Origin of the sequence: Pseudomonas sp. R-28-1W-6 (assembly GCF_009799925.1) — a bacterium.
In the GTDB taxonomy this organism is placed as follows: Bacteria; Pseudomonadota; Gammaproteobacteria; order Pseudomonadales; family Pseudomonadaceae; genus Aquipseudomonas.
The window spans coordinates 64,712-89,243 of record NZ_WELK01000012.1 but is presented as its reverse complement, the minus strand read 5'-3'; the positions used below and the strand labels follow the sequence as shown (position 1 = coordinate 89,243).

Here is a 24,532-nt window from a genome sequence, read left to right as displayed (position 1 = left end):
TGTGTGCCCGATCACTGTCCCAGCATAGCGACTGGCCGAATCGTCCTGTTGATCTGCCGCAACCCGGCTTGTCTCGCCCGGGGCCTGCGGCCTACCATCCGGCCAGTCTTTTGCCGAGCCAGCCCATGCGCGAACGCACCATCGCCAGTCACTTCATCCGCGCCGCCCTGCGTGGCGCCGAGCGCCAGGGCCGCGACTGCAGCGCGCTGCTGCGCGAGCTGGGCATCCAGCCGGCGCTGCTCGACGAGCCGCGCGCGCGCCTGGCCCCGGAGCAGTTCTCGCGCCTGATCCAGGCCCTGTGGCTGCTGCTCGACGACGAATACATGGGCTTCGGCCAGCGCCCGAGCAAGCGCGGTACCTTCGCCATGATGTGCCACGCCATCATCCACTGCCGCACCCTGGAAAAAGCCCTGGTGCGTGGCATGCTGTTCTACGGCCTGTTCCCCGACGCACCTAGTGTGCAACTGCAGCGCGACGGCGACCGCGTGTGCCTGAGCATCGACAGCTCGCTGCTGTGGGACCCGGACCACTTCCTCACCGAAAGCCTGCTGGTGATCTGGCACCGCCTCGGCAGCTGGCTGATCGGCCAGCGCATCCGCCTGGAACAGGCCAGCTTCGCCTACGCCGAACCGCCGCACAGCGGCGAATACGACCTGCTGTTCCCCTGCCCGCGCCGCTTCGACGCCGAACGCACCAGCCTGCAGTTCCACGCGCGCTACCTGGACATGCCGCTGCTGCAGGACGAACGCACCCTCAAGCAGTTCCTCCAGCACTCGCCGGCCGACCTGCTGGCCCGCCCGGATGGCGGCGACAGCCTGACCAGCCGCATCCGCCGCCTGCTCGGCCGCGACTGCGCCAGCTGGCCGGACCTGGAACAGGTCGCCCAGCAACTGCACGTCAGCCCGCAGACCCTGCGCCGCCACCTGCGCGAGGAAGGCAGCAGCTTCCAGGAACTCAAGGACCACCTGCGCCGCGACCTGGCCATCTACCACCTGGGCCGCGACGAGCTGTCGATCCAGGCCCTGGCCGAACAGCTCGGCTTCTCCGAACCCTCGGCCTTCCACCGCGCCTTCAAGAAATGGACCGGGCTAACCCCCGGCGCCTATCGGGCGCACCAGGACAGCTGAGCCACCACCCCGCCGCATGGATGCCGCATGATCAAACGCCCGCGTAAACGCTACCTGCTACTCGCCCTGCTGCTGGCCTGGCTGCTCGCCCCCGAATGGCCGCAAGTGCCGGTACAGGGCGCCAGCAGCCAGGACTGGCACCCCAAGAGCTTCTGGTTCGAGCCCTGGGGCCGCTCCGGCGTGCACAAGGGCATCGACATCTTCGCCCGCACCGGCACGCCCGTGGTCGCGCCGACCTACGGCCTGGTGCTGCTGCGCGGTGAGATCGACATGGGCGGCAAGGTGCTGGTGGTGCTCGGGCCGAAATGGCGCCTGCACTACTTCGCCCACCTCGACAGCCAAAGCGCCTGGCCCGGCCAACCCCTGCTGCCCGGCAGCCAGCTGGGCACGGTCGGCGACTCCGGCAACGCCCGCGGCAAACCGCCCCACCTGCACTACGCCATCCTCAGCCTGCTGCCCTACCCGTGGCGCGCCGACGGCAACAGCCAGGGCTGGAAGAAGATGTTCTACCTCGACCCCAGCGCGATCCTGGGCGGCAAATAGGCCTGCCGCCCGGGTCAACCGCCAGCAGGCCGCCCCGCGCCCTATGCACGATGAACACGCTTAATGTTTTACACAAACAAAGATGGCGTTGCCCGACGTCCCCTCCCAGGGAACTAGCTTTTCATAATCATGTTCGAACACATGCACTGCGAAATAAGGCTGCAACAGCCGCTGCAACTCGGCGAAACTTGCCGCCACCATCGGGTGTTCATCCTGCCATGCCTGGGTCACTCCCAGCGTGGTCTTTTCAATACCGACCCTGAGCGACTGCCTGTCGCCATGGCCGCAATAGTTCCAGGCCGAACCGAAAGCAAACTCACTGCCTTCATGTTCCACGACATGCCTGACAAATGAATGGTTGTCGATCTTGTCTTTATCGACTGAATTGAAACAGAAGACGCCATTCACGCCGAGCGCGCCATGCGCACTGGCAATGCACGCCTCCAGCCGTTCCAGCCCGCCGCTGTAGTGAATGGAATACAAGAAGCAGGTGATCAGATCGAACGGTTCGTCAACCGTGAAGGCACACATGTCCTGCAAGGCGAACTGCGCGTCGGGGCAGCGCAGCCGGGCGATATCCAGCATCGGCTGGTTGATATCCAGCCCGCCACTGCGGTAGCCAAAATCGATGAAATGCCGGACATGCGGCCCGGTCCCACAGGCCAGATCGAGGTGGCGCCGGCCCTCGTTGCCGAACAACTGGTGCAGCCTGCGCACGGTATTGCTTTGCGCCTGATAGTTGATATCGGCACACATCAGGTCGTAATAGCCGGATAAATCGGTATACAAAGCATTGGTGGACATAGCAATCCAGAATCTTATCGGAGATATATCAATAGGCCACGATACACAGCCCAGCAGATGAAACTCGAACAACAGACAACACAACCACGACAAGCAAACAGAGACGACTAACGATTAAAACCCATCCACATCAGCCAACATAACCACCGCGCCGTGATTCCGCCCCCGCAAACAAGGCAGAAACTGCGCAGTGCAGCAGCCACTATTTAATCGAACACTCAAGTAACGCGACTTTTTAACAGCGCCAAACCCGCCCCTCTCGCCAGCTTAGTGAAGCGGGCCTGCAAAAATCCCATCCCCGCTGACTGTCGGTGCGGGCCACGGCGTCGCAGGAGCAGCTTCAGCCGCGAAAGATACTCCGCTGTCGACGGCTTTTCGCGGCTAAAGCCGCTCCCACCCAGGTTTTGCACGCGCCGCCGGCAGCCAACGGTAGCTGGCATCGAGCCTTTGCAATAGCCTTGTCGCGCCCATCGCCAACGGAACCCCGCCATGTTCAAACGCAGCTTCCACTCCCTCGCCACCACCTGGCTGGCCGGCCTGCTCGCCCTGCTGCCGCTGGCCCTGTCCCTGGCGTTACTGGGCTGGCTGGTAAGCCTGCTGAACCAGCTGATCGGCCCGACCAGCTTCATCGGCAAGCTGTTCGCCGAACTGGGCCAGCCTTTCGTCAGCAGCCCCTTGCTGGCCTGGCTGCTCGGCACCCTGGCGCTGCTGGTGGCGCTCTACCCGCTCGGCCTGGCCGTGCAGCTGGGCTTGAAGGGGCCGCTGCGCCGCCTGTTCGACCGCACCCTGCGGCGCATCCCGCTGCTGGGCAACCTGTATGGCCTGGCCGACCGCTTCGTCGGCCTGCTCGACCAGAAGGAAGGCGCCGACCTGGCCGCCATGCGCCCGGTCTGGTGCTTCTTCGGGGGCGATGGCACCGCCGTGCTGGCCCTGCTGCCCAACCCGCAGCCGGTCGAGATCGACGGCCGTGCCTACCACGCCATCCTGGTGCCGACCGCTCCGGTGCCGGTGGGCGGCGGGCTGCTGTACGTGCCGGTGGAATGGGTCAAGCCGGCGGAGATGGGCATGGACCGTTTCACCAGCATCTACGTGTCGATGGGCATCACCCCGCCCAAGGGCTGAAGTTAGCGCCTCGCCCCAACCCGGGGGAGCCGGCGAAACTGGTGCAGAACAGCGCCAGGGGCGGCCCGTCGTCAGGCGACGGTGCCGCGCATCAGGTGCGTGGAAACAGGCCAAACTCTCGGACGGACGAGCCGATGCGAGCCTCAGACGAGCACAGAAAAGCCACCGATAGCAGGCTAGGCTTTCACCTTTAACGGTGCCGACCCCGGGGTTAACCTGCGGCTTCGGCAGCGCGCCACCCCACTCGAACGGAGAACCACCATGCGCAAGTTGCTCCTCGGCCTGCTGTGCTGCAGCGCCCTCGCCCAGGCCGAAATCCAGACCCGCGAGCTCCCCTACACCGCCGCCGACGGCACCCAACTGGTCGGCTACCACGCCTGGGACGATGCCATCGCCGGCCAGCGTCCCGGAGTGATAGTGGTGCACGAGTGGTGGGGCCTGAACGACTACGCCAAGCGCCGCGCCCGCGACCTCGCCGCCCTCGGCTACAGCGCCCTGGCCGTGGATATGTACGGGGGCGGCAGGCACACCAGCCACCCGGACGACGCCAAGGCCTTCATGAACGCCGCCCTGGCCGACCCGGCCACGCCCAAGGCACGCTTCCAGGCCGGCCTCGACCTGCTCAAGGCGCAACCGCAGACCGACCCGGCGCGCCTGGCCGCCGTCGGCTACTGCTTCGGCGGCAAGGTGGTGCTGGACATGGCCCGCCAGGGCCTGCCGCTGGCCGCGGTGGTGAGCTTCCACGGCGCCCTGGTCACCGCCACCCCGGCCACGCCGGGCAGTGTCAAGGCCAGGGTGCTGGTCGAACACGGCAGCGCCGACAGCTTCATCACCGCGCAGCAGGTCGCCGACTTCAAGAGCGAGATGGACAAGGCCGGCGCCGACTACCGCTTCGTCGAGCTGCCTGGCGCCAAGCACGGCTTCAGCAACCCGGACGCCGACGCGCACCAGGCCCACGGCATGGATGTCGGCTACCAGAAGGAGGCCGACGAGCGTTCCTGGGCCGATATGCGGGCGCTGTTCGAGGAAGTGTTCTGAGCGCCTGTTTACGCGCTGTTCCAGCCCCTGCAAACGGGCATCGATCCGGGCTTGCCCATGCGTAGGGTGCGCCGTGCGCACCTGCAACTTCGCACAGGCCCCTGGTGCGCGCGGCGCACCCTACGAGGGATGATCAACAGGCTCTAGCGGCCCGGCAGCAAACCGCAGGCAAAAAAAAACGGGAGCCCAAACGGGCTCCCGCACTCAATCAGTAGAGTAAAACCACAGCAGCAAATTGCCGGCCGTGGCTACAACCTCACCAGCGTTCAGTTGGAACGCGTGTCCCATCTAAACAAAAAACGAGCGTTTGCTCTGTAGCACTTGGTTAACCTTGTGCAAAGAAATGTAAACGGCTGGCCCGCTTCCCCGCTGCACGGCAGAATGCCGAGCATGACGTCCACAGCCCTCCCGCCCTTCTGCACCCTGCTCCCCGCTGCCTGGCCGACGCCGCTGGCGCTGGCGGGGGCGCAGCTGGTGCGTGCGCAATTCGACCCGGCGCAGCTGCGCAGCGACGATTTCGCCCACTGCGCCATCGCCCCGGTCAACGGCGTGGCCAAGCGCCAGGGCGAATACCTGGCCGGGCGCCTGTGTGCGCGCCAGGCCCTGCAGCTGCTGCAGGGCCGCGCCAGCGTGCCGCTGCGCGGCGAAGACGGCGCGCCGCAGTGGCCGGCCGGCAGCGTCGGCTCGATCACCCACAGCCATGGCCAGGCCGCCGCCCTGGTGGCGCACAGCCAAGACTGGCAGGGCCTGGGCCTGGACCTGGAGAAGCAACTGAGTCCGGCCCGCGCCGCCAAGCTGGCCGGAGAAATCCTCACCCCGGCCGAACTGCAGCGGGCCAGCGGGCTGGACGAGCTGGCCCTGGCCCAGCGGGTGACCCTGACCTTCTCCCTCAAGGAGAGCCTGTTCAAGGCGCTCTACCCACTGGTGCGCCAGCGTTTCTACTTCCAGGATGCCGAGCTGGTCGAGCACGCCGGCAACGGCCAGGCCCGGCTGCGCCTGCTGCTCGACCTGAGCCAGGCCTGGCCGGCCGGCAGCCAGCTGAGCGGGCAGTTCGCCAGCTTCGACGGCTACCTGCTGAGCCTGGTCGCCATCGCCGCCTAGCCGGCTCGCAGCCAGCCACCATCGGCAAACCCGGCGTTCAGGCCAGCTCGCCACGCAGCTGGCGCGCCGCCGCCACCATGTTCACCAGCGCCGCCTCGGTTTCCGCCCAGGCGCGGGTCTTCAGGCCGCAATCCGGGTTGACCCACAGCCGCTCGACGGGGATGCGCGCCGCGGCCTTGCGCAGCAGGGCAACCATCTCGGCGCTATCCGGCACCCGCGGCGAGTGGATGTCGTACACCCCCGGGCCGATCTCGTTGGGATACTCGAAACGCTCGAAGGCCTCCAGCAACTGCATGTCCGAACGCGAGGTCTCGATGGTGATCACGTCGGCATCCATCGCCGCGATGGACTCGATCACCTCGTTGAACTCGCTGTAGCACATGTGGGTGTGGATCTGCGTCTCGTCGCGCACGCCGCTGGCAGCAAGGCGGAAGGCCTCGCTGGCCCAGGCCAGGTAGCCCTGCCACTGCGCCCGGCGCAGCGGCAGGCCCTCGCGGAAGGCCGCCTCGTCGATCTGGATGATGCGGATGCCGGCCGCCTCCAGCTCGACCACCTCGTCGCGCAGAGCCAGGGCCAGCTGGCGCGCCTGCTGCTCGCGGGAGATGTCGTCACGCGCGAAGGACCACAGCAGCATGGTCACCGGGCCGGTCAGCATGCCCTTCATCAGCTTGCCGGTGAGGCTCTGCGCATAGCGGCTCCAGGCCACCGTCATCGCCTGCGGGCGGCTCAGGTCGCCGTAGATGATCGCCGGCTTCACGCAGCGCGAACCGTAGCTCTGCACCCAGCCGAAGCGGGTGAGCAGGTAGCCGTCGAGCTGCTCGGCGAAGTACTCGACCATGTCGTTGCGCTCGGCCTCGCCGTGCACCAGCACGTCCAGGCCCAGTTGCTCCTGCACGCTCACCGCGTGGCGGATCTCGCCGCGCATGGCCTTGCTGTACTCGGCCGCCGACAGCTTGCCGGCCTTGAACGACTGGCGCGCCTGGCGGATCGCCGCGGTCTGCGGAAAGGAGCCGATGGTGGTGGTCGGCAACGCCGGCAGTTGCAGGCGCGCCCGCTGACGCTCGATGCGCTGGGCGAACGGCGCCTGGCGCCGGCTGTCGGCAGCCGTGACGGCGGCCAGGCGCGCCTGCACCGCCGGCTTGTGGATGCGGCTCGACTGCGCGCGGCTGGCCTGCAGCGCCCGACTCGCCGCCAGGGCGGCCTGCACGTGCGCGGCCTGCGGCTGGTTCAGCGCGGCCGCCAGCACCGCGACCTCCTCGCACTTCTGCACGGCAAAGGCCAGCCAGCTCTTCAGCTCGGCATCCAGCTGCTGCTCGCGGCCCAGGTCCACCGGGCTGTGCAGCAGCGAGCAGCTCGGCGCCAGCCACAGCCGCTCGCCCAGGCGCTCGTGGGCCTGCTGCAGCACCTCCAGGGCCCGCGCCAGGTCGGTGCGCCAGACATTGCGCCCGTCGACCACGCCGAGCGACAGCACCTTGTACGCCGGCAGGCGGTCGAGAATCGCCGGGAACTGCTCCGGTGCGCGCACCAGGTCGATATGCAGGCCATCCACCGGCAGGCCGGCGGCCAGGCCGAGGTTGTCCTCCAGGCCGGCGAAGTAGGTGGCGATCAGCTTCTTGCCCGGCTCGCGCTGGAGGATGTTGTAGGCGCGCTCGAAGGCATTCTTCCAGTCCTGCGGCAGGTCGAGGGCGAGGATCGGCTCGTCGATCTGCACCCACTCCACGCCCTGGGCGGCCAGGCGCTGGAGGATCTCGCCGTAGACCGGCAGCAGGCGTTCGAGCAGGTCGAGACGCTCGAACTCGCTGCCCTTGGCCTTGCCCAGCCACAGGTAGGTCAGCGGGCCGATCAGCACCGGCTTGAGCTTGTGGCCCAGCGCGTGGCCCTCTTCGACCTCCTCGAACAGCTGCTCCCAGCTCAGGGCGAACTGCTGGTCGGCGGTGAATTCCGGGACCAGGTAGTGGTAGTTGCTGTCGAACCACTTGGTCAGCTCCAGGGCCAGCAGCGGCTGGCCATGGGCACCGCCGCAGCAGCCCGGCCCGGCGTGCCCGGCGCCCGTGCCGCGGGCCATGGCGAACAGGGTATCCAGCCCCGGCTGGCCGCCGTGCGGGCGAAAACGCGCGGGGATCACGCCGAAGGCCAGCGAGTGGCCGAGTACCTGGTCGTACCAGGCGAAGTCGCCGACCGGCAGCAGCTCGATGCCGGCGTCCTTCTGCAACTGCCAGTGCGCGGCACGCAGCTGGCGGCCGACGGCGCGCAGGCCGGCTTCGTCCAGCGCGCCCTGCCAATAGGCTTCCAGGGCCTTCTTCAATTCGCGGTCGCGGCCGATGCGCGGAAAACCGAGGGTGTGGGCCAATGCCATGGGGCTGTCTCCTTGTGCTGATGGTCGCCATTCTCGACAGCCGGGCACGCATGAGACAAACTCAACATATTCGCGACGATCTACAGTTTTTCTCACGATCATCGTCGGCTGGATAACGCTCCGCTTGTCCACCGCCAACCCGCACAGCCCAAGCGGTGGATGAACCGAGCGTCATCCACCCTACAGAGCGAGGCCGCCATGCTGGAAATCCGCCACCTGAAAACCCTGCACGCCCTGCGCGAGGCCGACAGCCTGGTGGAAGCAGCCGAGCGCCTGCACCTGACCCAGTCCGCCCTCTCCCACCAGTTCAAGGAACTGGAAAGCCAGCTCGGCCTGTCGCTGTTCATCCGCAAGACCAAGCCGGTGCGCTTCACCAGCGCCGGCCTGCGCCTGCTGCAACTGGCCGACAGCCTGCTGCCGCAGATGCGCGGCGCCGAACGCGACCTGGCACGCCTGGCCGGCGGCACGGCGGGAAGGCTGCACATGGCCATCGAATGCCACAGCTGCTTCCAGTGGCTGATGCCGACCATCGACCAGTTCCGCGATGCCTGGCCGGAAGTCGAGCTGGACCTGGCCTCCGGCTTCTCCTTCGCCCCGCTGCCGGCCCTGGCCCGCGGCGACCTCGACCTGGTGGTGACCTCCGACCCGGTGGAACTGGCCGGCATCACCTACGTGCCGCTGTTCACCTACGAAGCCATGCTCGCCGTGGGCAACCAGCACCCGCTGGCCGCCAAGCCCTACATAGTCCCCGAAGACCTGGCCAGGGAAATCCTCATCACCTACCCGGTGGAGCGCGACCGCCTGGACATCTTCACCCGCTTCCTCGAACCGGCCGACGTCGAACCGGCGCAGGTGCGCACCTCGGAACTCACGGTGATGATGATGCAGCTGGTGGCCAGCGGCCGCGGCGTGTGCGGCCTGCCCAACTGGGCGCTGCACGAATACAGCTCGCGCGGCTACGTCACCGCCAAGCGCCTGGGCGACAAGGGCCTGTTCGCCACCCTCTACGCCGGCATCCGCGCCGACATGCTGGATGCCCCGTTCATGCGCGACTTCCTGCTCACCGCCAAGGACACCTCCTTCGCCACCCTCGAAGGCGTCAGCGCCGCGCGCAACTGACCCCGCGCCGCCACATGGACAGTTCCCAGGCAAAGCGCTAGCGTCCACAACAAGCCGCCGAGCCACTCGGCGCCCGGGCTTGCCGTCCCCTGTCGCGTTACTCCCCGAGCGATATCGCCTCTAGCGCGAGCGCTGCCAAGGCAGACAAGGGCTTTATGGACGACAAGGAAAGTTATACGGCTGCATCTGTCGCAGACTATTACGACAGGTATGCCGCCCAATAATAGCTAGATCCTACCTGAATCCATGAAAGTAATTACAAACGGGAACATCATCAAAATTATCGGGGCTAATTTCGCATTCATGCTGTTCTTGATGATTACGACAGCCATCATAACTCCAATCGGAATTTTTTTGTCCCTGATAATTATATACAGCGACATAAGTATATTTATTAAGATTTTTGGTGGATGGCCCCTGTTAATTATAGTACCGACACTATTATTCATTATTGTTCGCGAAACCCTTAGAGCGCGCACGGCATGCATACTGATAAATAAAAACGACTGCTCAGTAATATTGGAAGGCAGCTCATATAAAGATACTTTCGAAATCGGAACTTTTACAAAAATACTGATACAGCCCGTTAGCATCCCGAAGGGTGGCGTGCACTTTCAAGCCTACCTGCTAGGCGTGAGCGGTAAATGCCCACTAAGTGTTCAGTCTAACTCATGCAATAGACTAACCAAAATTTTTGAGCCAATCTCTGGAAGCCTAGGAATCCCTCTTGAGTACACCGAACAAAAAATTGGGATGGCTGAGGCAATTGCCATCAGAAAAGGCAGCGCAGTATCTTAGTTTGTGGCTCAACCTAACTAGCGGTTCAAATCGTTCGCTTCGCTCTCTGGGACTGCGTGCCGCAACCCCTTAACCTAAACGTTAAACGCCGCATTGCAAATTCAATCTTCGCCACTTGCCCAATCACCCCGAACAAGGTCGAAGTCCATGCAGAAGAAAACGATCATCACCGCCGGCATCGCTCTATTGGCCTGCACCTCGGCCCATGCCATCGATGAAAAATACCGGCAGCAACTCGAACGCTCCGGCTGCACCCAGGTCTCCGAGCTGCAGGGCTGCGACATCCACAAGTCCAGGGCAGAAAATGCCCAGGCCGGTTTTGCTTCGCCGGCCCCCGCCGCAACAACTTCGGCGAGTGGCCAGACGCCCTATGCCGGGCAATGGGTTGCCAGATCCACCTCGGGAAGAACGCTGGCCACCATCCGCATCGATGACAACGAGCGGGTCTGGCTCAACGGGAAAAGCGTGCAGGCCAAGCGCAGTGATGGGGCCCTGGTATTCAGGGACGGCAATATCCTCTACACCATCCAGGGCGATCGGCGCTTGAAGAACGAGGACCACTGGGCCGACTTCGATGCCGGCACCCAAGGCCCCATCACCGCGGAGTAAGCGCCGCATGGGCGCTGCCGCGCCGCCTAGCGCCAAGCGAATCGCCAGCCACCCAAAGAGGCCAGCCATGCACGTCAGCAACCTGTTCAGCGATGCCGCCGCCCCGCGGCAGGGCGAGCGTTTCGACACGCTGCTCAGCCACCGCAACCTGCTGGTCGAGCGCATCGTCAGTTCGGCCGCCATCGCCCCGCAGGAGTATGTGCAGGCCCAGGACGAGTGGGTGCTGCTGGTTCGCGGGGAAGCCGTACTGCAGGTAGCCGGCGAACGGGTTGCGCTAAAGGCCGGCGATCATCTGTTCCTGCCCGCCGGGGTGGCGCATTCGGTTGAGCGCGCCGCCGAGGGTTCGCTGTGGCTGGCGGTGCATCTTCATCCCGAACCGGGCTCGGTGCCTGACGCGCCCCGCTGATTGGCGGCCCGCGGTGGATCGCCGCGCGGGCAGTAGCAGCGCCAGGCGCCGATGCGCAGCAGTGGGCAGCGCTGCAGCCGGTGCCGGTGGTACAAAGGCAGCCTGTAGCGCGCCGGGGCCTGCGGCGCAGTCGTCAGCAGGAGCGGCGCTGGTGACCGAAATCGCGGCTGAAGCCGCTCCCACAAGAGCGAATGGGTTTGTTAACAAGGACGTGACCATGAAGAAAGCCCTGCTACCACTGCTGACCCTGCTGGCCTTCGCGGCCTATACCCTGTTCACCCTGCTGCAGGCCGAGCAATCGCTCCTGCAGTTCGGCCTGCAGCTGATGTCGAGCCCCGACACCGCCCAGGTGGTGATCGACCTGTATATCCTCGCCGCCCTGGCGTGCATCTGGATGTACCGGGACAACCAGGCGCGCGGCAAGCCCGTGGTCGCGGTGCTGCCCTACTTCGCGCTCACCCTGGTCTTCGTCTCCATCGGCCCGTTGCTCTATCTGGTGCTGCGCAGCCTGGCGCGGCCCCAGGGAGCCGGACATGCGTAGAACCCTGCCCGCCGCGCTGCTGGTGCTGTGCGGCGAGCTGCACGCCTTCCAGCCCTGCCCCGGCGAAAGCCAGCCCTGCGCCTCGCCCGCACAGGTGCTGCTGCTCGTGGTGCTGCCCTGCCTGGTGCTGGCCGCTCTGGCGCTGCTGGCCAAAAAGACCCTGCAGCGGCGCTGGCTACGGCTGAGCAGCTGGCTGCTGCTGGCCAGCGTCGGGGGGCTCTGGCTGCTGGCGATATATGCGGCCTTCAACGCCTATCTGGCGCCATGTGCAAGCGGCTGCTGGTATGGCATTGTCGGTTGAGCTTCGCTCGCCCTCGCACTGAATTCGACTACCCGGTGACCCGATGAACTCACCCCGCACGCCCTGGCTCATAGGCGCCTCGATCCTGCTGCTCGGCCTGTTGGCGCTCTCCGGCTACCGCCCCTACGACTTGGCCACCTGGGCCCTGGAAGTGGCGCCGGTGCTGATCGCCCTGCCCATTCTCTGGGCCACCTACCGGCGCTACCCGCTGAGCACCTTGCTCTATGTGCTGATCTTCCTGCATGCGCTGGTGCTGATGCTGGGCGGCGCCTACACCTATGCGCGGGTGCCGCTGGGCTTCGAGTTTGCCGAGGCGTTCGGCCTGCAGCGCAACCCCTACGACAAGCTCGGCCACTTCTTCCAGGGCCTGGTGCCGGCGCTGGTGGCCCGCGAGATATTGCTGCGCGGCGACTATGTGCGTACCCGCGCGATGCTGGCCTTCATCGTGGCCTGCATCGTGCTGGCCATCAGCGCCTGCTACGAGTTCATCGAGTGGGGCGTGGCCGTCGCCGTGGGCCAGGGCGCGGTGGAATTCCTCGGCACCCAGGGCGACCCCTGGGATACCCAGTCGGACATGCTGTTCGCCCTGCTCGGTGCTATCTGCGCCCTACTGCTGTTCTCGCGCCTGCAGGACCGGCAGATCCGCCGCCTGCCACCACGCGGCAGCGACCGTTCGACCCAGCCCAACGCAGACCCGGAGTAGCCAGGCAGATGGACGTCAACTGTGAATCCCTCGCCGAAGTACGCGCCCAGATCGATCGCCTCGACCGGCAGATCGTCGCTCTGCTCGCCGAGCGCGGCCGCTTCGTCAGCCAGGCGGCGCGCTTCAAGGGCAGCAGCGCCGAGGTGCCGGCACCGGACCGGGTGGCCCAGGTGCTGGCCAAGGTCGGCGCGCTGGCCGAGCAGGAGGGCGCCAACCCGCAGGTGGTGGCCCAGGTGTACCTGGCGATGATCGGCGCCTTCATCGAGGCCGAACTGGCCGATCACGCCCGCCTCCAACGCGGCTGAAACCGCCGACTTTCCCCCCGCAGAAACGACGATGCCCGGCGGCTGGCCGGGCATGCTGCGTTTCACGCTGCGCGGGCCGAACGTATCAGCCGTCGGTGCAGCCGCCGCCGAGCACCCGGTATTCCAGGCGATGCACGTGGCCCTGGTGATCCTCGTAGGTCATGATCGACGGGGTCACGCCGCAGATCTGCGACACATCGGTGGTGGCGATGACGCGGGCCACGTCCACCTCCATGCCGTAGGTGTAGACCTCGACGGGCGGTTCGCCGCGCGCGGTGGTATCCGCCTGCTCCGCCGCGAAGACGAACGGGGTCAGGCCGGCCAGGGCCAGCAAGGTAAGAGCTTTCATGGGCAGTGTTCCTGAGTACAGGGAAAAGGACTTCGGCCGTGCCGGTATGCAGCGGCCGAAGTTGCAGCCAGTCGGCCCGGTAGAGGTAGCCTGGGCTGCTTCGCCTCATCGTGGGAGGCAGGTCAATTCTAGGTAGCCGGGCGCCGGCGATATACCGGCGAAGTGCGCATGCACTGTTACCGCTCAAACAACAATCCGTCCTGGCCCCCGGCATTCGCCGGTTGTTCGGCGGCTTCCTCGACCACCACGGTGCAGGTCATGCCCGCGGCCAGCTGCAGGCCGGCCGGCAGCTCGTCGAGGTGGATGCGCACCGGCACGCGCTGGGCCAGGCGTACCCAGTTGAAGGTCGGGTTGACGTCGGCGGTCAGCTCGCGGCTCTGCGGGTTGTCGCGGTCGTAGATGCCGCGGGCGATGCTGTCGACATGGCCGCGCAGGCGCTCGCCGCTCATCATGCGCATCTCCACCGGCGCGCCGAGGCGGATGCGCGGCAGGCGGGTTTCCTCGAAGTAGCCGTTGACGTAGAACGAGTTGCCGTCGACCAGGGCCATGCTCGGCTCGCCGGTGCTGGCGTAGTCGCCCTCGAACACGCTGAGGTTGGTGATGTAGCCGGCGGCCGTGGCGCGCACCTCGGTGCGCTGCAGGTCGAGCCGGGCGGCATCCAGCAGGGCCAGGGCCTGCTGGTATTCGGCCAGGGCGATGGCGGACAGGTGCCCGGCATCCTCGCGGCTCTCGCGCGACACCACCAGGTCGTCCATCTCGGCGCGGCGCCGGGCGTTGACCTGGCGCATCGCCAGCGCCGCCTTGCGCGCCGCCACCAGGGCCTCGGCCTGCTGCACGGCCATCCGGTAATGGGCCGGGTCGATGCGCAACAGCAGGTCGCCGACCGCCACCCGCTGGTTGTCGTGCACCGCCACCTCGACCACCAGCCCGGCCACGTCCGGGGCGATGTTGATGATGTCGGCGCGCACCCGGCCGTCGCGGGTCCAGGGCGCGTCCATGTAGTGCAGCCACAGCGTGCGCACCAGCAGCACGGCCAGGCCGAGGATGAGCAGGGTCGCGCAGACACTGACGAGGCGTTTCACGGGCATGGCGGTTCTCAACGGTAGATGATCAGCGCCAGGGCGCTGTACAGGCAGGTGAACAGGCTCACGCGCAGCAGCGCCGGGTGCCAGGCATGGCGGTACAGGCCGCGCCAGGCGAACAGCCGGTCGAGCGCCCAGGCCAGCAGCAGGGCCAGCAGGAACAGCAGGGTCAGGCTCGGCAGGTACACGCCGTGCAGGGCGATTTCACGCGGCATGGGCGACTCCGTGGTGGTAGGCCGAGGCGCCGGGCGAGCGCAGCGGCGACAGCGGGTCGAGCAGCGAGCTGCGGATGACGTGCAGGTAGCTGAGCATGCGCCGCAGCGGCGAGCTGTCGAACTGCGGCGCGCAGGGTTCGGCGGTGCCGCGCAGGGTGTCGATGGCCTGCTCCACCGCGTGCAGGGCGCGCTGGCGGTTGCCTTCGCCGGGCTGCACGAACAGGCGGATCAGCGCCCGCCCCAGCAGGCGGATGGAATGCCGCCAGGGCATCGACTCGGCGTAGCAGGCCAGCGCCGGCAGGCGCTCCTGCTCCAGGCGCAGCTCGATCAGCGCATGGCCGACCTCCTGCACGGTGAACATCCAGCGCAGCAGCTGGCGCTGCACGTCGGCCCGCCCGGTGGAGAAGGCGTAGGCCTGGCTGAGCAGGTCGCGCGTGCCGCTCTCGAACTCGCCGACCAGGCCGCGCAGGCGGCCGCTCACCGCCTGCACCACGCACATGCGCAGGTCGTGCTCCAGGCGCCGCCACAGCCAGGGCCGGTTGGGCGGCAGGAGCACCGCCGCGGCCACCGTGGCCAGGCCCATGGCGAGCAAGGCGGCGAGGTATTCGTTGAGCATGCGCTGGGGGTCGTAGAGGGTCAGGTTGGCCGGCAGCGAGAGCATGCAGAACCACATCAGCAAACCCAGGCCGTAGCCGGCGCCGTGCGGCCGCGCGGAAATCCACGCGCCGAGGGCGAACACCGGCGCCAGCGCGCAGCACAGCAGGGCGAAGCCATCCAGCCAGGGCAGCACCCAGAAGGTCAGGAGAAAACCCAGGCAGGCGCCGCCGAGCGCGCCGAGGCCGATCTGCAGCGACAGGCGCCTGGGGCTCGACGAGGTCGACGCCAGCGCCGCGACCATGCCCACGGTCATGGCGAAGGTGCCGCCGCTGGGCCAGGCGGTGGCCATCCAGAACAGGCTCAGGAGGAGGATCAGCAGGCTGCTGCGCACCCCGGCCACCGCGGCCGCGGCGGCGTTGGCGCGCGGGCGGAAACTGTCCTGCCAGTCCTCGCGGGCATGCTGGTGATCGAGCAGCGAGGCGTGGGTCTGGGCGTAGTCGTGCAGGTCGTCGGCGAAGCGGTAGAGCAGCTCGGCGGCGGTGTCGTAGTCGAGCCGCTGCGCCTCGCCGGGTTGGCCCATGGCCAGCTGCGTGCGGCCCTGGCGGATGCTCTGCATCAGCGCCTGCTTGGCGATGGCCAGGCGCTCGGCCAGCTGCGCGGCATCGGCCTCGCTGCACAGGCGCTCGTGCAGGGGCGCGAGCAAGGCATCGAGCTCGGCCAGGCTCGGCTGCAGCGCCTCGCGCACCCGCTGGCCGGGCGCCCCGGCCAGGCGCTGGAGCAGCTGGTGCAGGCCGTGGAAACGGGTGGACAGCACCATGAACTCGTTGTTCAGCCGCCCCAGGCGGCCGCTGCGCAGGCGCATGTGCGGGTCTTCGAAGGCGGTGGCGCTGCGCAGGTTCTCCAGGTTCACCGCGGCGGCGGCGAAACGCACGTTGCAGGCCTCGAAACGCTCCACGCCGAGGCCGCCGCGCAGGCCCGCGCTGGCGAACCCGGCGAACTCGCGAAAGCGCGCCTGCAGGCTGCGGCGCAGGTCGTCGCTGCTGCGCTGGGGCAGCAGCAGGCCGTGGACCAGGCCGGTGCAGAGAATGCCCAGGCTGATCTCCAGCACCCGCCACAGCGCCTGCATGAAGGCGCCTTCCGGCGCCTGGGTGGCCGGCAGGCCGATCATCAGCGCGGTGTAGCCGGCCAGCACGCAGGCATAGCCGCGAAAGTCGCGATAACGCGCGGCGCCGGCGGTGCACAGGCCGATCCACAGCGCCAGGCTGAGCATGAACAGCACCCGTTCCTGGTTGAACAGGGCGATCAGCAGCACCATCACCGCCAACCCGAGCAGGGTGCCGATCAGGCGGTAGAAACTCTTGGCCAGCACCTGGCCGCTCTGCGTCTGCATGACGATGAACACCGTGGCCAGCACGGTGGTCGGCTGCGGCAACTGCAGGCGGTAGGCCAGCCACAGGGCGATGAAGGCACTCAGCAGCGCCTTGCCGACGAAGGCCCAGGTCAGGCCGTCGCTGCGCGCCCAGTCGGCCAGCGCGAGCTTGAAGGAGTGCGGCATGCAAGGTCCTCAGGGCTGGGGAAGAAAGCGCAGGCGCGGCTCGCCCGGTGCCAGGCTGGCCTCGCTCGGCGCGCCGGGCTGCGGCTGCACACCGGCGCCGAGGGCCAGCAGCAGGTCGGCCTGGGCGCGGAGCTGGGCGGCGCGCACCTGCTGCTGGGTGAGTTGGCGCTCGAACAGCAGCGGCTGGGTCTGCAGCACCTCGTCGAAGCCGGTCAGGCCGCGCTGCTGGGCAAGCAGGGCCAGCTCGCTGGTGTGCTGCGCCGCCGCCACGGCCTCGGCGGCCAGGTGCGCCTGCTGCGCCAGCGACTGTTGCCGCACCAGGGCGTCGGCCACCTGCTGCAGGGCCTGCAGCAGGCTCTGGTTGTACTGCTCCACGGCCAGGTCGTAGTCGGCGCTAGCCACGCCCAGCTCGCCGCGCCGGCGCCCGCCGTCATACAGCGGCAGGCTCAGCGCCGGGCCGACGTTGTAGGCCAGCTTGTCGTAGCGCAGAAAGTCCAGCAGGCCGCCCTGGGTGGCGTTGCTGCCCAGCCCGGCGAGCAGGTTGATGTTGGGGTAGAAGCTCGCCTTGGCCACCTCGATGCCGCGCGCGGCGGCGGCCACCTGCCAGCGCCGCGCCTGCAGGTCCGGGCGGCGACCGAGCAGCTCCAGCGGCAACTGCGCCGGCAAGCCGGGCTGGCGCTGCAGGGACAGCGTCGGCCGCTGCAGGCGCTCGCCCGCCCCCGGCCCCTGGCCGGCCAGCACGGCGATCTGGTGCTGGCTGAGGACGATGGCCTCGTGCAGCGCGTCGATGCGTCGCTGGCTCTCCGCCAGTGGCGCCTCGGTGCGGCTGACCTCCAGGCGGGTACCGATGCCATCGCGCAGGCGTCGTTCGGCCAGCTGCCGCAGCGCCTGCTGCTGGGCCAGGCTGGCCCGGGCGATATCCAGCTCGGCGTGCAGCAGGGCCAGCTGGATGTAGCTGCGCACCAGGTTGCCCTGCAGCTCCAGCGCCGCCAGCCGCGCCTCGGCCACCGCCTGGCGGGCCTGGTCGACGGCCTGCCGGCTGCGGCTGCGCTCGCGGCCCCAGAGGTCGAGGTCATAGCTGAAACCGAGCTGCGCGGTGTTGTTCCAGCTGCTGGTGCGGCCGAGGACGCCGGGGCCGTAGAAGTAGTCCGCCGGCCAGCGCTTGCGCTGCACGCTGGCCTCCAGGCCCAGCTGCGGCGCCTCGGCCGACTCCACCACGCCGGCCAGGGCGCTGGCCTGGCGCACCCGCGCGGCGGCCATCGCCAGGCTCGGACTGGCGGCCAGCGCCCGGGCCATCCAGGCGTCCAGCTGCGCATCGCCATAGGCCTGCCACCAGCGCGCCTGCGGCCAGGCGGCCTCCCGCTCGGCCTCGCGCAGGGCGGCGCCGGGGTCGAGCCGCGCGGCCTGCAGGCGTTCGGCGTGTGGCACGATGCCCTGGCTGTCGATGCAGGCGCTGAGCAGGGAAATCAGGGTCAACAGACTGGCACGAACAAGACACGGCCAAGGGGTGCGGGGCACTGCGCTACATCCTGAGAATGGCAAGAAGCCGAGAAGGCTGGCGATTCTAGAGGGGCGCCGGGCGCCGGATAAGCGTGCGGATAGATGATGGATTGTGTACTGAAACAGCCATAATCCGGGCTAGACTTCGTGACAGAATTCGCCGCCAGCCCGAGCCGGAATCCTCCATGGACACCCTCTTCAACATGCGCGCCTTCGTCTGCGTGGCGGAGACCGGCAGCTTCACCGCCGCCGCCCAGCGCCTGTCACTGACCACCTCCTACATCTCGCGCGCCGTCGCCACCCTGGAGACGCACCTGCGCACCCGCCTGCTGCACCGCACCACCCGGCGCATCGCCCTGACCGAGGCCGGCCAGCGCTACCTGCTGCGCTGCGAGCAGATCCTCGGCTACATCGACGAGGCCGAGGCCGAGGCCGGCGAGGCCAATGCCCACCCGGTCGGCGTGCTCAAGGTGCATGCGATGACCGGCATCGGCCAGCATTACCTGATCAAGGCCATCGCCGGGTACCACGAGAAGTACCCGGACGTCAGCTTCGACCTGACCCTGGCCAACCGCAACAGCGACCTGCTCGACGAGGGCTACGACATCTCGGTGGTGATCGCCGGCGAGCTGCCCGACTCGGGCTTCATCTCCAAGCAGCTGGGCAGCACCTACAGCGTGCTGTGCGCCTCCCCCGCCTACCTGGCCCGGCATGGCGTGCCGCGCTTGCCCGGCGAGCTGAACGCGCACCATTGCCTGCGCCTGGTCAACAATGTGATGGGCCTGGACAAGTGGCTGTTCGACGGTCCGGACGGCCAGGAACAGGTGCAGATCAAGCAGACGCCGTTCCAGGTCAACACCGCCGACGCCATGACCGAGGCGATCAAGGCCGGCCTGGGCATCGGCGCGCTGCCGCTGTATTCGGCGGTCGGCGGCCTGGGCGACGGCAGCCTGGTGCGCGTGCTGCCCAACCACCGCCTGCTCCCGCTGGGCATCTATGCGCTGTACCCGTCGCGGCAGTTCCTCGATGCCAAGACCCGCACCTGGGTCGAGTTCGTCCGCGACTTCCTGCCCGCGCGCCTGCGCGCCGACGAAGAAGCGGTGGCCGCCATCAGCCTGCGCCTGCGCGGCCACTGAGGGCGACAGCGCCGCCCCTTCGGCCTACCCTGTGCCTCTGTACCTGCCATCCCGGGAGCCCGCATGAGCCTGTCGCTGCTGAACCGCTACGCCTTCTTCGCCTGCTGCGTCCTGTTCACCCTGCTCGGCCTGCCCTTCGTCGCCAGCCACGAGTGGCTGTGGCTGCCGACCCTGCTGAGCGGTGCGCTGAGCCTGGTCGGCCTCATCGACCTGCTGCAGACGCGCCAGGCGGTGCGGCGCAACTACCCGATCCTGGGCAACATCCGCTACCTGGTCGAGGCCATCCGCCCGGAGATCCGCCAGTACCTGCTGGAGGCCGACGGCGACATGCTGCCGTTCTCCCGCGCGCAGCGTTCGCTGGTCTATGCGCGGGCCAAGAACCAGAGCGCCGACAAGCCCTTCGGCACCCTCAGCGACGTGTACCAGAGCGGCTTCGAGTTCATCGGCCACTCCATGCTGCCGGCCGAGCACTGCGACCCCGCCACCTTCCGCGTCACGGTGGGCGGCCCCCAGTGCAGCCAGCCCTACTCGGCCTCGGTGTTCAACATCTCGGCGATGAGCTTCGGCTCGCTCAGCGCCAACGCCATCCGCGCGCTGAACCAGGGTGCCAAGAGCGGCGGCTTCTACCACGACACCGGCGAAGGCAGCATCAGCCCCTACCACCGCGAGCACGGCGGCGACCTGGTGTGGGAGCTGGGCAGCGGCTACTTCGGCTGCCGCGACCAGCAGGGCCGCTTCGACCCGGCGCGCTTCGCCGAGCAGGCCGCCAGCCCGCAGGTGAAGATGATCGAGATCAAGCTGAGCCAGGGCGCCAAGCCGGGCCACGGCGGCATCCTGCCGCGGCACAAGGTCACCGCGGAAATCTCCCTGACCCGCGGCGTGCCGATGGGCCAGGACTGCATCTCGCCGGCGCGCCACAGCGCGTTTTCCACGCCGCTGGAACTGCTGCAGTTCATCGCGCAACTGCGCGAACTGGCGGGCGGCAAGCCGATCGGCTTCAAGTTCTGCCTGGGCCACCCCTGGGAGTTCATGGGCATCGCCAAGGCCATGCTGGAAAGCGGCATCCTCCCCGACTTCATCGTGGTCGACGGCAAGGAAGGCGGCACCGGCGCGGCGCCCCTGGAGTTCACCGACCATATCGGCGTGCCGCTGCGCGAGGGCCTGCTGTTCGTGCACAACACCCTGGTCGGCTGCGGCCTGCGCGACAAGATCAAGCTCGGCGCCAGCGGCAAGATCGTCAGCGCCTTCGACATCGCCAGCGTGCTGGCCCTGGGCGCCGACTGGGCCAACTCGGCACGCGGCTTCATGTTCGCCATCGGCTGCATCCAGTCGCAGTCGTGCCACACCAACCAGTGCCCGACCGGCGTGGCCACCCAGGACCCGCTGCGCCAGCGCGCCCTGGTGGTTCCGGACAAGGCCGAGCGGGTGCACAACTTCCACCGCAACACGCTCAAGGCCCTGGCCGAGATGCTCGCCGCCGCCGGCCTCAGCCACCCGGCGCAGATCGAGGCCAGGCACCTGGTGCGGCGCATGTCGGCCAGCGAGATCAAGCTGTACTCGCAGCTGCACGTGTTCCTCGAACCCGGCGAGCTGCTCGGCGGCGAAGTCTCCGGCGAGTTCTACCCGCGCATGTGGGCCATGGCCCGGGCCGACAGTTTCGAACCGGCGGCGTAACGCCTTGCACCGGCGCGCCGCCAGCGCACAGGAGCAGCTGCAGCCGCGAACCCCCAGCGAAAAGCCGCCGCCCGCGCAGAGCGCGGCTAAGCTTGCAGCAAGAGCTTGCTTCCCGGGTGGCCAGGCCGATCCCCATGGGCGTTCTATGGCAGTCAAACGCACCGCAGACCGCGCTCCCCGTGGGCGATTCCGAGCCCCTGTTGTCGCCCAAAAAACCGCCGCCCCGCAAACGCCGCAAGACCTGGCTGTGGCTCGTCCTGCTGACCGCCCTCGCCGGCCTCGGCCTGGCCCTGCGCCAGGAGCTGAACACGGCCAGGCTGCAGGCCCGCGAATTCAGCCGCTACGCCGCCGAGCTGAGCTACCAGCTGCAACCCGGACCGAGCCCGGCGATCCACTACCCGGCGGCCGGGCCGTTCGACAAGCGCCTCGGCTACGCCAGCCTGCCCCAGCTGCTGGAGCGCCTGCAGCAACGCGGCTTCCTGGTCGCCGAGCAGGTGCGCTTCTCCCCCGCCCTGCTCGACTACAGCCAGCGCGGCTACTTCCCGCCGTTTCGCGAAAAACCCCAGGCCGGCCTGACCATCAGTGACTGCCGCGGCCTGCCGCTCTACCAGTTCCGCTACCCGCAGCAGCTGTACGCCAGCTTCGCCGAGATCCCGCCGCTGATCGTCGGCAGCCTGCTGTATATCGAGAACCGCCACCTGCTCGACCCCGACCAGCCCCAGGCCAACCCGGCGGTGGACTGGCCGCGCTTCGCCAAGGCCGCGCTGTCGCAGCTCGGCAAGCTGTTCGGGGTGCAGGAACAGTCGGCCGGCGGCAGCACCCTGGCCACCCAACTGGAGAAATACCGCCACTCGCCGGACGGTCGCACCCCCTCTGCCCGCGACAAGCTGCGGCAGATGGTTTCCGCCAGCGTGCGTGCCTACCAGCAGGGCCCGGATACTCTCGCCGCGCGCCAGGCCATCGTGCGCGACTACCTCAACAGCGTGCCGCTCTCCGCCGCCCCCGGGCATGGCGAGGTGCACGGCCTGGCCGATGGCCTGCGGGTGTGGTTCGGCGCCGACTTCGCCGAGGTCAATGCCCTGCTCGACCCGCAGCGCACCCCGCTGGTGCGCGACAGCGAGCGCGGCCAGGCCCTGCGCCAGGTGCTGGCGCTGATGATCGCCCAGCGCCGCCCCTCCTATTACCTGGCCAAGGGCCGCCGCGAGCTGGAAGCGCTGACCGACAGCCATATCCGCGTGCTGGCCGCCGGCGGGGTGATCGGCTGGGCCCTGCGCGACGCGGCGCTGGGGCAGACCCTGCATTTTCGCGACCTGGCGCTGCACCCGGCGATCCAGCCGGTGCAGAGCAACAAGGGCATCAGCGTGGCGCGCACGCGCCTGTCCAACCTGCTCAACCTGCCGCTGTACGACCTCGACCGCCTCGACCTGGCCGCCAGCAGCACGCTCAACGCCGAGCTGCAGCAGCAGGTCAGCGCCTACCTGCGGCAACTGGCCGACCCCGAGTTCGCCGGGCAAATCGGCCTGTATGGCGAACGCCTGCTGTCGCCGGAAAAGACCGCCGAGGTGCGCTACAGCTTCACCCTGTTCGAACGCACCCCGGCCGGCGCGCGGGTGCGGGTGCAGACCGACAACACCGACCAGCCCTTCGACATCAACGAGGGCAGCAAGCTGGAACTGGGCTCCACCGCCAAGCTGCGCGTGCTGACCAGCTACCTGGAGGTGATGGCCGAGCTGCACGCCCGCTACGCCGGGCAGAGCGCCGAGCAGCTGCGCCAGGTCGAGGTGGCCGCGCAGGACCACCTGACCCGCTGGGCCCTCGACCAGCTGATCGCCCAACCCGACCTCGGCCTGCCCGCCCTGCTCGACGCGGCCCTGGAGCGCAAGTACTCGGCCAGCCCCTACGAGCGCTTCTTCACCGGTGGCGGGCTGCACAGCTTCAGCAACTTCAGGCGCGAGGACAACGGGCGCATTCCCACCCTGCGCGAGGCCCTGCGCGAGTCGATCAACCTGCCGTTCATCCGCCTGCTGCGCGACCTGGTGCGCTACAGCACCTACCACGGCGAGAGCAACAGCGCCGAGCTGCTGGGCGACGACAAGAACCCGCTGCGCGCCGACTACCTCAAGCGCTTCGCCGACCGCGAAGGCACCACCTTCCTCCTGCGCTTCTGGCGCAAGTACCAGGGCAAGACGGCCCAGGAGCGCCTCGACACCTTCCTCGACGGCCTGCGCCATACGCCCACCCGCCTGGCCGCCGTGCATCGCTACCTGATGCCCGAGGTGGACGAAGCCACCTTCGCCGCCTTCCTCGAGGCCCACCTGCCGCAGGCCAGGCTGACCGACAAGAAGATCCACAACCTTTACCTGGACTACGGCCCCGGCGCCTGGAGCCTGCCCGACCAGGGCTATATCGCCCGCGTGCACCCGCTGGAGCTGTGGCTGCTCGGCTACCTGATCGAGCAGCCGCAGGCCAGTTTCAAGGACGCCGTGGCGGCCAGCAGCAAGGAGCGCCAGGAAGTCTACGGCTGGCTGTTCAAGAGCCGCCACAAGAGTGCCCGCGACAGCCGCATCCGCAGCATGCTGGAGGTGGAGGCCTTCCTCGACATCCACCAGCGCTGGCAACGGCTGGGCTATCCGTTCGACCACCTGGTGCCGTCGCTGGCCACCGCCATCGGCAGCTCCGGCGACCGTCCGGCGGCGCTGGCCGAGCTGATGGGCATCATCCAGAACGACGGCATCCGCCAGCCCAGCGTGCGCATCGACACCCTGCAGTTCGCCAGCGCCACGCCCTACGAGACCCACCTGCTGCAGAACGCCCAGCGCGGCGAGCGGGTGCTGCCCTCGGCAGTCGCCGCGGCCCTGCGCGAAGCCCTGTCGCAAGTGGTGGAAGCCGGCACCGCGCGGCGTCTGCACGGCAGCTTCAGCCTGGCCGACAGCAGCCCGCTGACCCTCGGCGGCAAGACCGGCACCGGCGACAACCGGGTGGAAAGCGTCACCCGCGGCGGCCACGTGCTCAGCTCACGGGCGCTGAACCGCACCGCCACCTTCGTCTTCTACCTCGGCCCGCGCCACTTCGGCACCCTCACCGCCTTCGTGCCGGGCCAGGCGGCGGAGAACTTCCGCTTCACCTCCGCGCTGCCGGTGCAGGTGCTCAAGGGCATGGCACCGATCCTCGGCCCCTACCTGCAGGCCGATGGCCAGACCGGCTGCGCGCTGCCGCTGAGCGCGCCGCAGGTGCGCAATCGCTGAAGGCGGGTTATCGCGGGAGGAGGATGGATCACCGGGCGGCAGGCGCCGGGGCCGTCAGCCCTTGCTGCGCATCTGCACGAACAGCGCCTCGACCTTCTCCCGCGCCCAGGGCGTCTTGCGCAGGAAGGTCAGGCTCGACTTGATGCTCGGATCGCTCTTGAAGCAGCGGATGTCGATGCGCTTGGCCAGGCCGTCCCAGCCGTAGCGCGCCACCAGTTCGGTGAGCAGCTGTTCCAGGGTGATGCCATGCAGGGGGTTCTTCGCTTGTTCGCTCACGATGGGCCTGTGTGATGTGCAATTGCAGGG

At 68.1% G+C, this 24,532-nt stretch carries 23 protein-coding genes; 15 read left to right on the top strand and 8 right to left on the bottom strand.

The features are described from left to right. The first annotated feature begins 125 nt into the window (after positions 1-125). Positions 126-1,127, top strand: coding sequence for an AraC family transcriptional regulator (locus F3I62_RS17875; protein WP_160490997.1), 1,002 nt, complete (start codon positions 126-128; stop codon positions 1,125-1,127). Positions 1,128-1,154: 27 nt separating this feature from the next. Beyond that, the gene (locus tag F3I62_RS17870; protein ID WP_218572931.1) at positions 1,155-1,670 is read left to right on the top strand and encodes a M23 family metallopeptidase; all 516 of its coding nucleotides are present in this window, start codon (positions 1,155-1,157) and stop codon (positions 1,668-1,670) included. A 60-nt stretch (positions 1,671-1,730) separates the two neighbouring features. Here F3I62_RS17870 and F3I62_RS17865 read toward each other — a convergent pair whose 3' ends face one another. Continuing rightward, positions 1,731-2,474, bottom strand: a complete 744-nt coding sequence (locus F3I62_RS17865; protein ID WP_160490996.1) for a class I SAM-dependent methyltransferase — start codon at positions 2,472-2,474, stop codon at positions 1,731-1,733. A 489-nt stretch (positions 2,475-2,963) separates the two neighbouring features. On the opposite strand from F3I62_RS17865, the gene F3I62_RS17860 reads away from it, so the two are divergent. The 3 genes from F3I62_RS17860 to F3I62_RS17850 all read left to right on the top strand — a co-directional run bounded on the left by F3I62_RS17860 (position 2,964) and on the right by F3I62_RS17850 (position 5,735). Continuing rightward, a complete protein-coding gene (locus tag F3I62_RS17860) occupies positions 2,964-3,596 on the top strand; it encodes a DUF502 domain-containing protein (RefSeq protein ID WP_160490995.1) in 633 nt (210 codons plus the stop codon). A gap of 261 nt (positions 3,597-3,857) precedes the next feature. Beyond that, positions 3,858-4,634, top strand: coding sequence for a dienelactone hydrolase family protein (locus F3I62_RS17855; protein WP_160490994.1), 777 nt, complete (start codon positions 3,858-3,860; stop codon positions 4,632-4,634). Positions 4,635-5,024: 390 nt separating this feature from the next. Further along, positions 5,025-5,735 (top strand): 4'-phosphopantetheinyl transferase, encoded by a 711-nt coding sequence (locus tag F3I62_RS17850; RefSeq protein ID WP_160490993.1) that lies wholly within the window; start codon positions 5,025-5,027, stop codon positions 5,733-5,735. A gap of 37 nt (positions 5,736-5,772) precedes the next feature. On the opposite strand, the gene metE is transcribed toward F3I62_RS17850, so the two are convergent. Further along, entirely contained in the window at positions 5,773-8,091 is a 2,319-nt protein-coding gene (metE, locus tag F3I62_RS17845) for a 5-methyltetrahydropteroyltriglutamate--homocysteine S-methyltransferase (protein ID WP_160490992.1), read from the bottom strand. 198 nt (positions 8,092-8,289) lie between these two features. Here metE and metR point away from each other — a divergent pair, with 198 nt between their 5' ends. The 7 genes from metR to F3I62_RS17810 all read left to right on the top strand — a co-directional run bounded on the left by metR (position 8,290) and on the right by F3I62_RS17810 (position 12,873). Next, complete coding sequence (gene metR / locus F3I62_RS17840; RefSeq protein WP_160491019.1) at positions 8,290-9,210, top strand: transcriptional regulator MetR; 921 nt, start codon at positions 8,290-8,292, stop codon at positions 9,208-9,210. Between the two features lie 945 nt (positions 9,211-10,155). Beyond that, complete coding sequence (locus tag F3I62_RS17835) at positions 10,156-10,617, top strand: hypothetical protein (protein WP_160490991.1); 462 nt, start codon at positions 10,156-10,158, stop codon at positions 10,615-10,617. Between the two features lie 67 nt (positions 10,618-10,684). Further along, positions 10,685-11,023 carry a cupin domain-containing protein gene (locus F3I62_RS17830; protein ID WP_160490990.1) on the top strand — a complete coding sequence of 113 codons (339 nt, stop codon included), beginning with the start codon at positions 10,685-10,687 and terminating at the stop codon, positions 11,021-11,023. A gap of 217 nt (positions 11,024-11,240) precedes the next feature. After that, on the top strand, positions 11,241-11,564 hold the full coding sequence (locus tag F3I62_RS17825) for a DUF2834 domain-containing protein (protein WP_160490989.1): 324 nt from the start codon (positions 11,241-11,243) through the stop codon (positions 11,562-11,564). Beyond that, complete coding sequence (locus tag F3I62_RS17820; protein WP_160490988.1) at positions 11,557-11,865, top strand: hypothetical protein; 309 nt, start codon at positions 11,557-11,559, stop codon at positions 11,863-11,865. The genes F3I62_RS17825 and F3I62_RS17820 overlap by 8 nt, the downstream gene beginning before the upstream one ends. A gap of 43 nt (positions 11,866-11,908) precedes the next feature. Next, positions 11,909-12,568: a DUF2238 domain-containing protein gene (locus tag F3I62_RS17815; protein WP_160490987.1), complete on the top strand. Its 660-nt coding sequence runs from the start codon at positions 11,909-11,911 to the stop codon at positions 12,566-12,568. 8 nt (positions 12,569-12,576) lie between these two features. Next, a complete protein-coding gene (locus F3I62_RS17810) occupies positions 12,577-12,873 on the top strand; it encodes a chorismate mutase (protein ID WP_160490986.1) in 297 nt (98 codons plus the stop codon). Positions 12,874-12,958: 85 nt separating this feature from the next. Here the strand turns inward: F3I62_RS17810 and F3I62_RS17805 are convergent, their stop codons facing one another. The 5 genes from F3I62_RS17805 to F3I62_RS17785 all read right to left on the bottom strand — a co-directional run bounded on the left by F3I62_RS17805 (position 12,959) and on the right by F3I62_RS17785 (position 18,189). Beyond that, positions 12,959-13,222, bottom strand: coding sequence for a DUF2790 domain-containing protein (locus F3I62_RS17805; RefSeq protein ID WP_160490985.1), 264 nt, complete (start codon positions 13,220-13,222; stop codon positions 12,959-12,961). Between the two features lie 176 nt (positions 13,223-13,398). Next, a complete protein-coding gene (locus tag F3I62_RS17800; protein ID WP_160490984.1) occupies positions 13,399-14,310 on the bottom strand; it encodes an HlyD family secretion protein in 912 nt (303 codons plus the stop codon). Between the two features lie 8 nt (positions 14,311-14,318). Then, positions 14,319-14,519 (bottom strand): DUF1656 domain-containing protein, encoded by a 201-nt coding sequence (locus F3I62_RS17795; protein WP_160490983.1) that lies wholly within the window; start codon positions 14,517-14,519, stop codon positions 14,319-14,321. Continuing rightward, the gene (locus tag F3I62_RS17790) at positions 14,509-16,671 is read right to left on the bottom strand and encodes an FUSC family protein (protein ID WP_160490982.1); all 2,163 of its coding nucleotides are present in this window, start codon (positions 16,669-16,671) and stop codon (positions 14,509-14,511) included. Before F3I62_RS17790 ends, F3I62_RS17795 begins: the two co-directional genes overlap by 11 nt. A gap of 9 nt (positions 16,672-16,680) precedes the next feature. Then, positions 16,681-18,189: an efflux transporter outer membrane subunit gene (locus tag F3I62_RS17785; RefSeq protein ID WP_160490981.1), complete on the bottom strand. Its 1,509-nt coding sequence runs from the start codon at positions 18,187-18,189 to the stop codon at positions 16,681-16,683. 167 nt (positions 18,190-18,356) lie between these two features. Between F3I62_RS17785 and F3I62_RS17780 the strand changes: the two genes are divergently transcribed. The 3 genes from F3I62_RS17780 to F3I62_RS17770 all read left to right on the top strand — a co-directional run bounded on the left by F3I62_RS17780 (position 18,357) and on the right by F3I62_RS17770 (position 24,226). After that, entirely contained in the window at positions 18,357-19,307 is a 951-nt protein-coding gene (locus tag F3I62_RS17780; RefSeq protein WP_160490980.1) for a LysR family transcriptional regulator, read from the top strand. A 63-nt stretch (positions 19,308-19,370) separates the two neighbouring features. Then, positions 19,371-20,981 carry an FMN-binding glutamate synthase family protein gene (locus tag F3I62_RS17775; protein WP_160490979.1) on the top strand — a complete coding sequence of 537 codons (1,611 nt, stop codon included), beginning with the start codon at positions 19,371-19,373 and terminating at the stop codon, positions 20,979-20,981. A 134-nt stretch (positions 20,982-21,115) separates the two neighbouring features. Then, complete coding sequence (locus F3I62_RS17770; RefSeq protein ID WP_160490978.1) at positions 21,116-24,226, top strand: transglycosylase domain-containing protein; 3,111 nt, start codon at positions 21,116-21,118, stop codon at positions 24,224-24,226. A 54-nt stretch (positions 24,227-24,280) separates the two neighbouring features. Here F3I62_RS17770 and F3I62_RS17765 read toward each other — a convergent pair whose 3' ends face one another. Beyond that, positions 24,281-24,502, bottom strand: coding sequence for a VF530 family DNA-binding protein (locus F3I62_RS17765; protein ID WP_160081768.1), 222 nt, complete (start codon positions 24,500-24,502; stop codon positions 24,281-24,283). Positions 24,503-24,532: the final 30 nt, after the last annotated feature.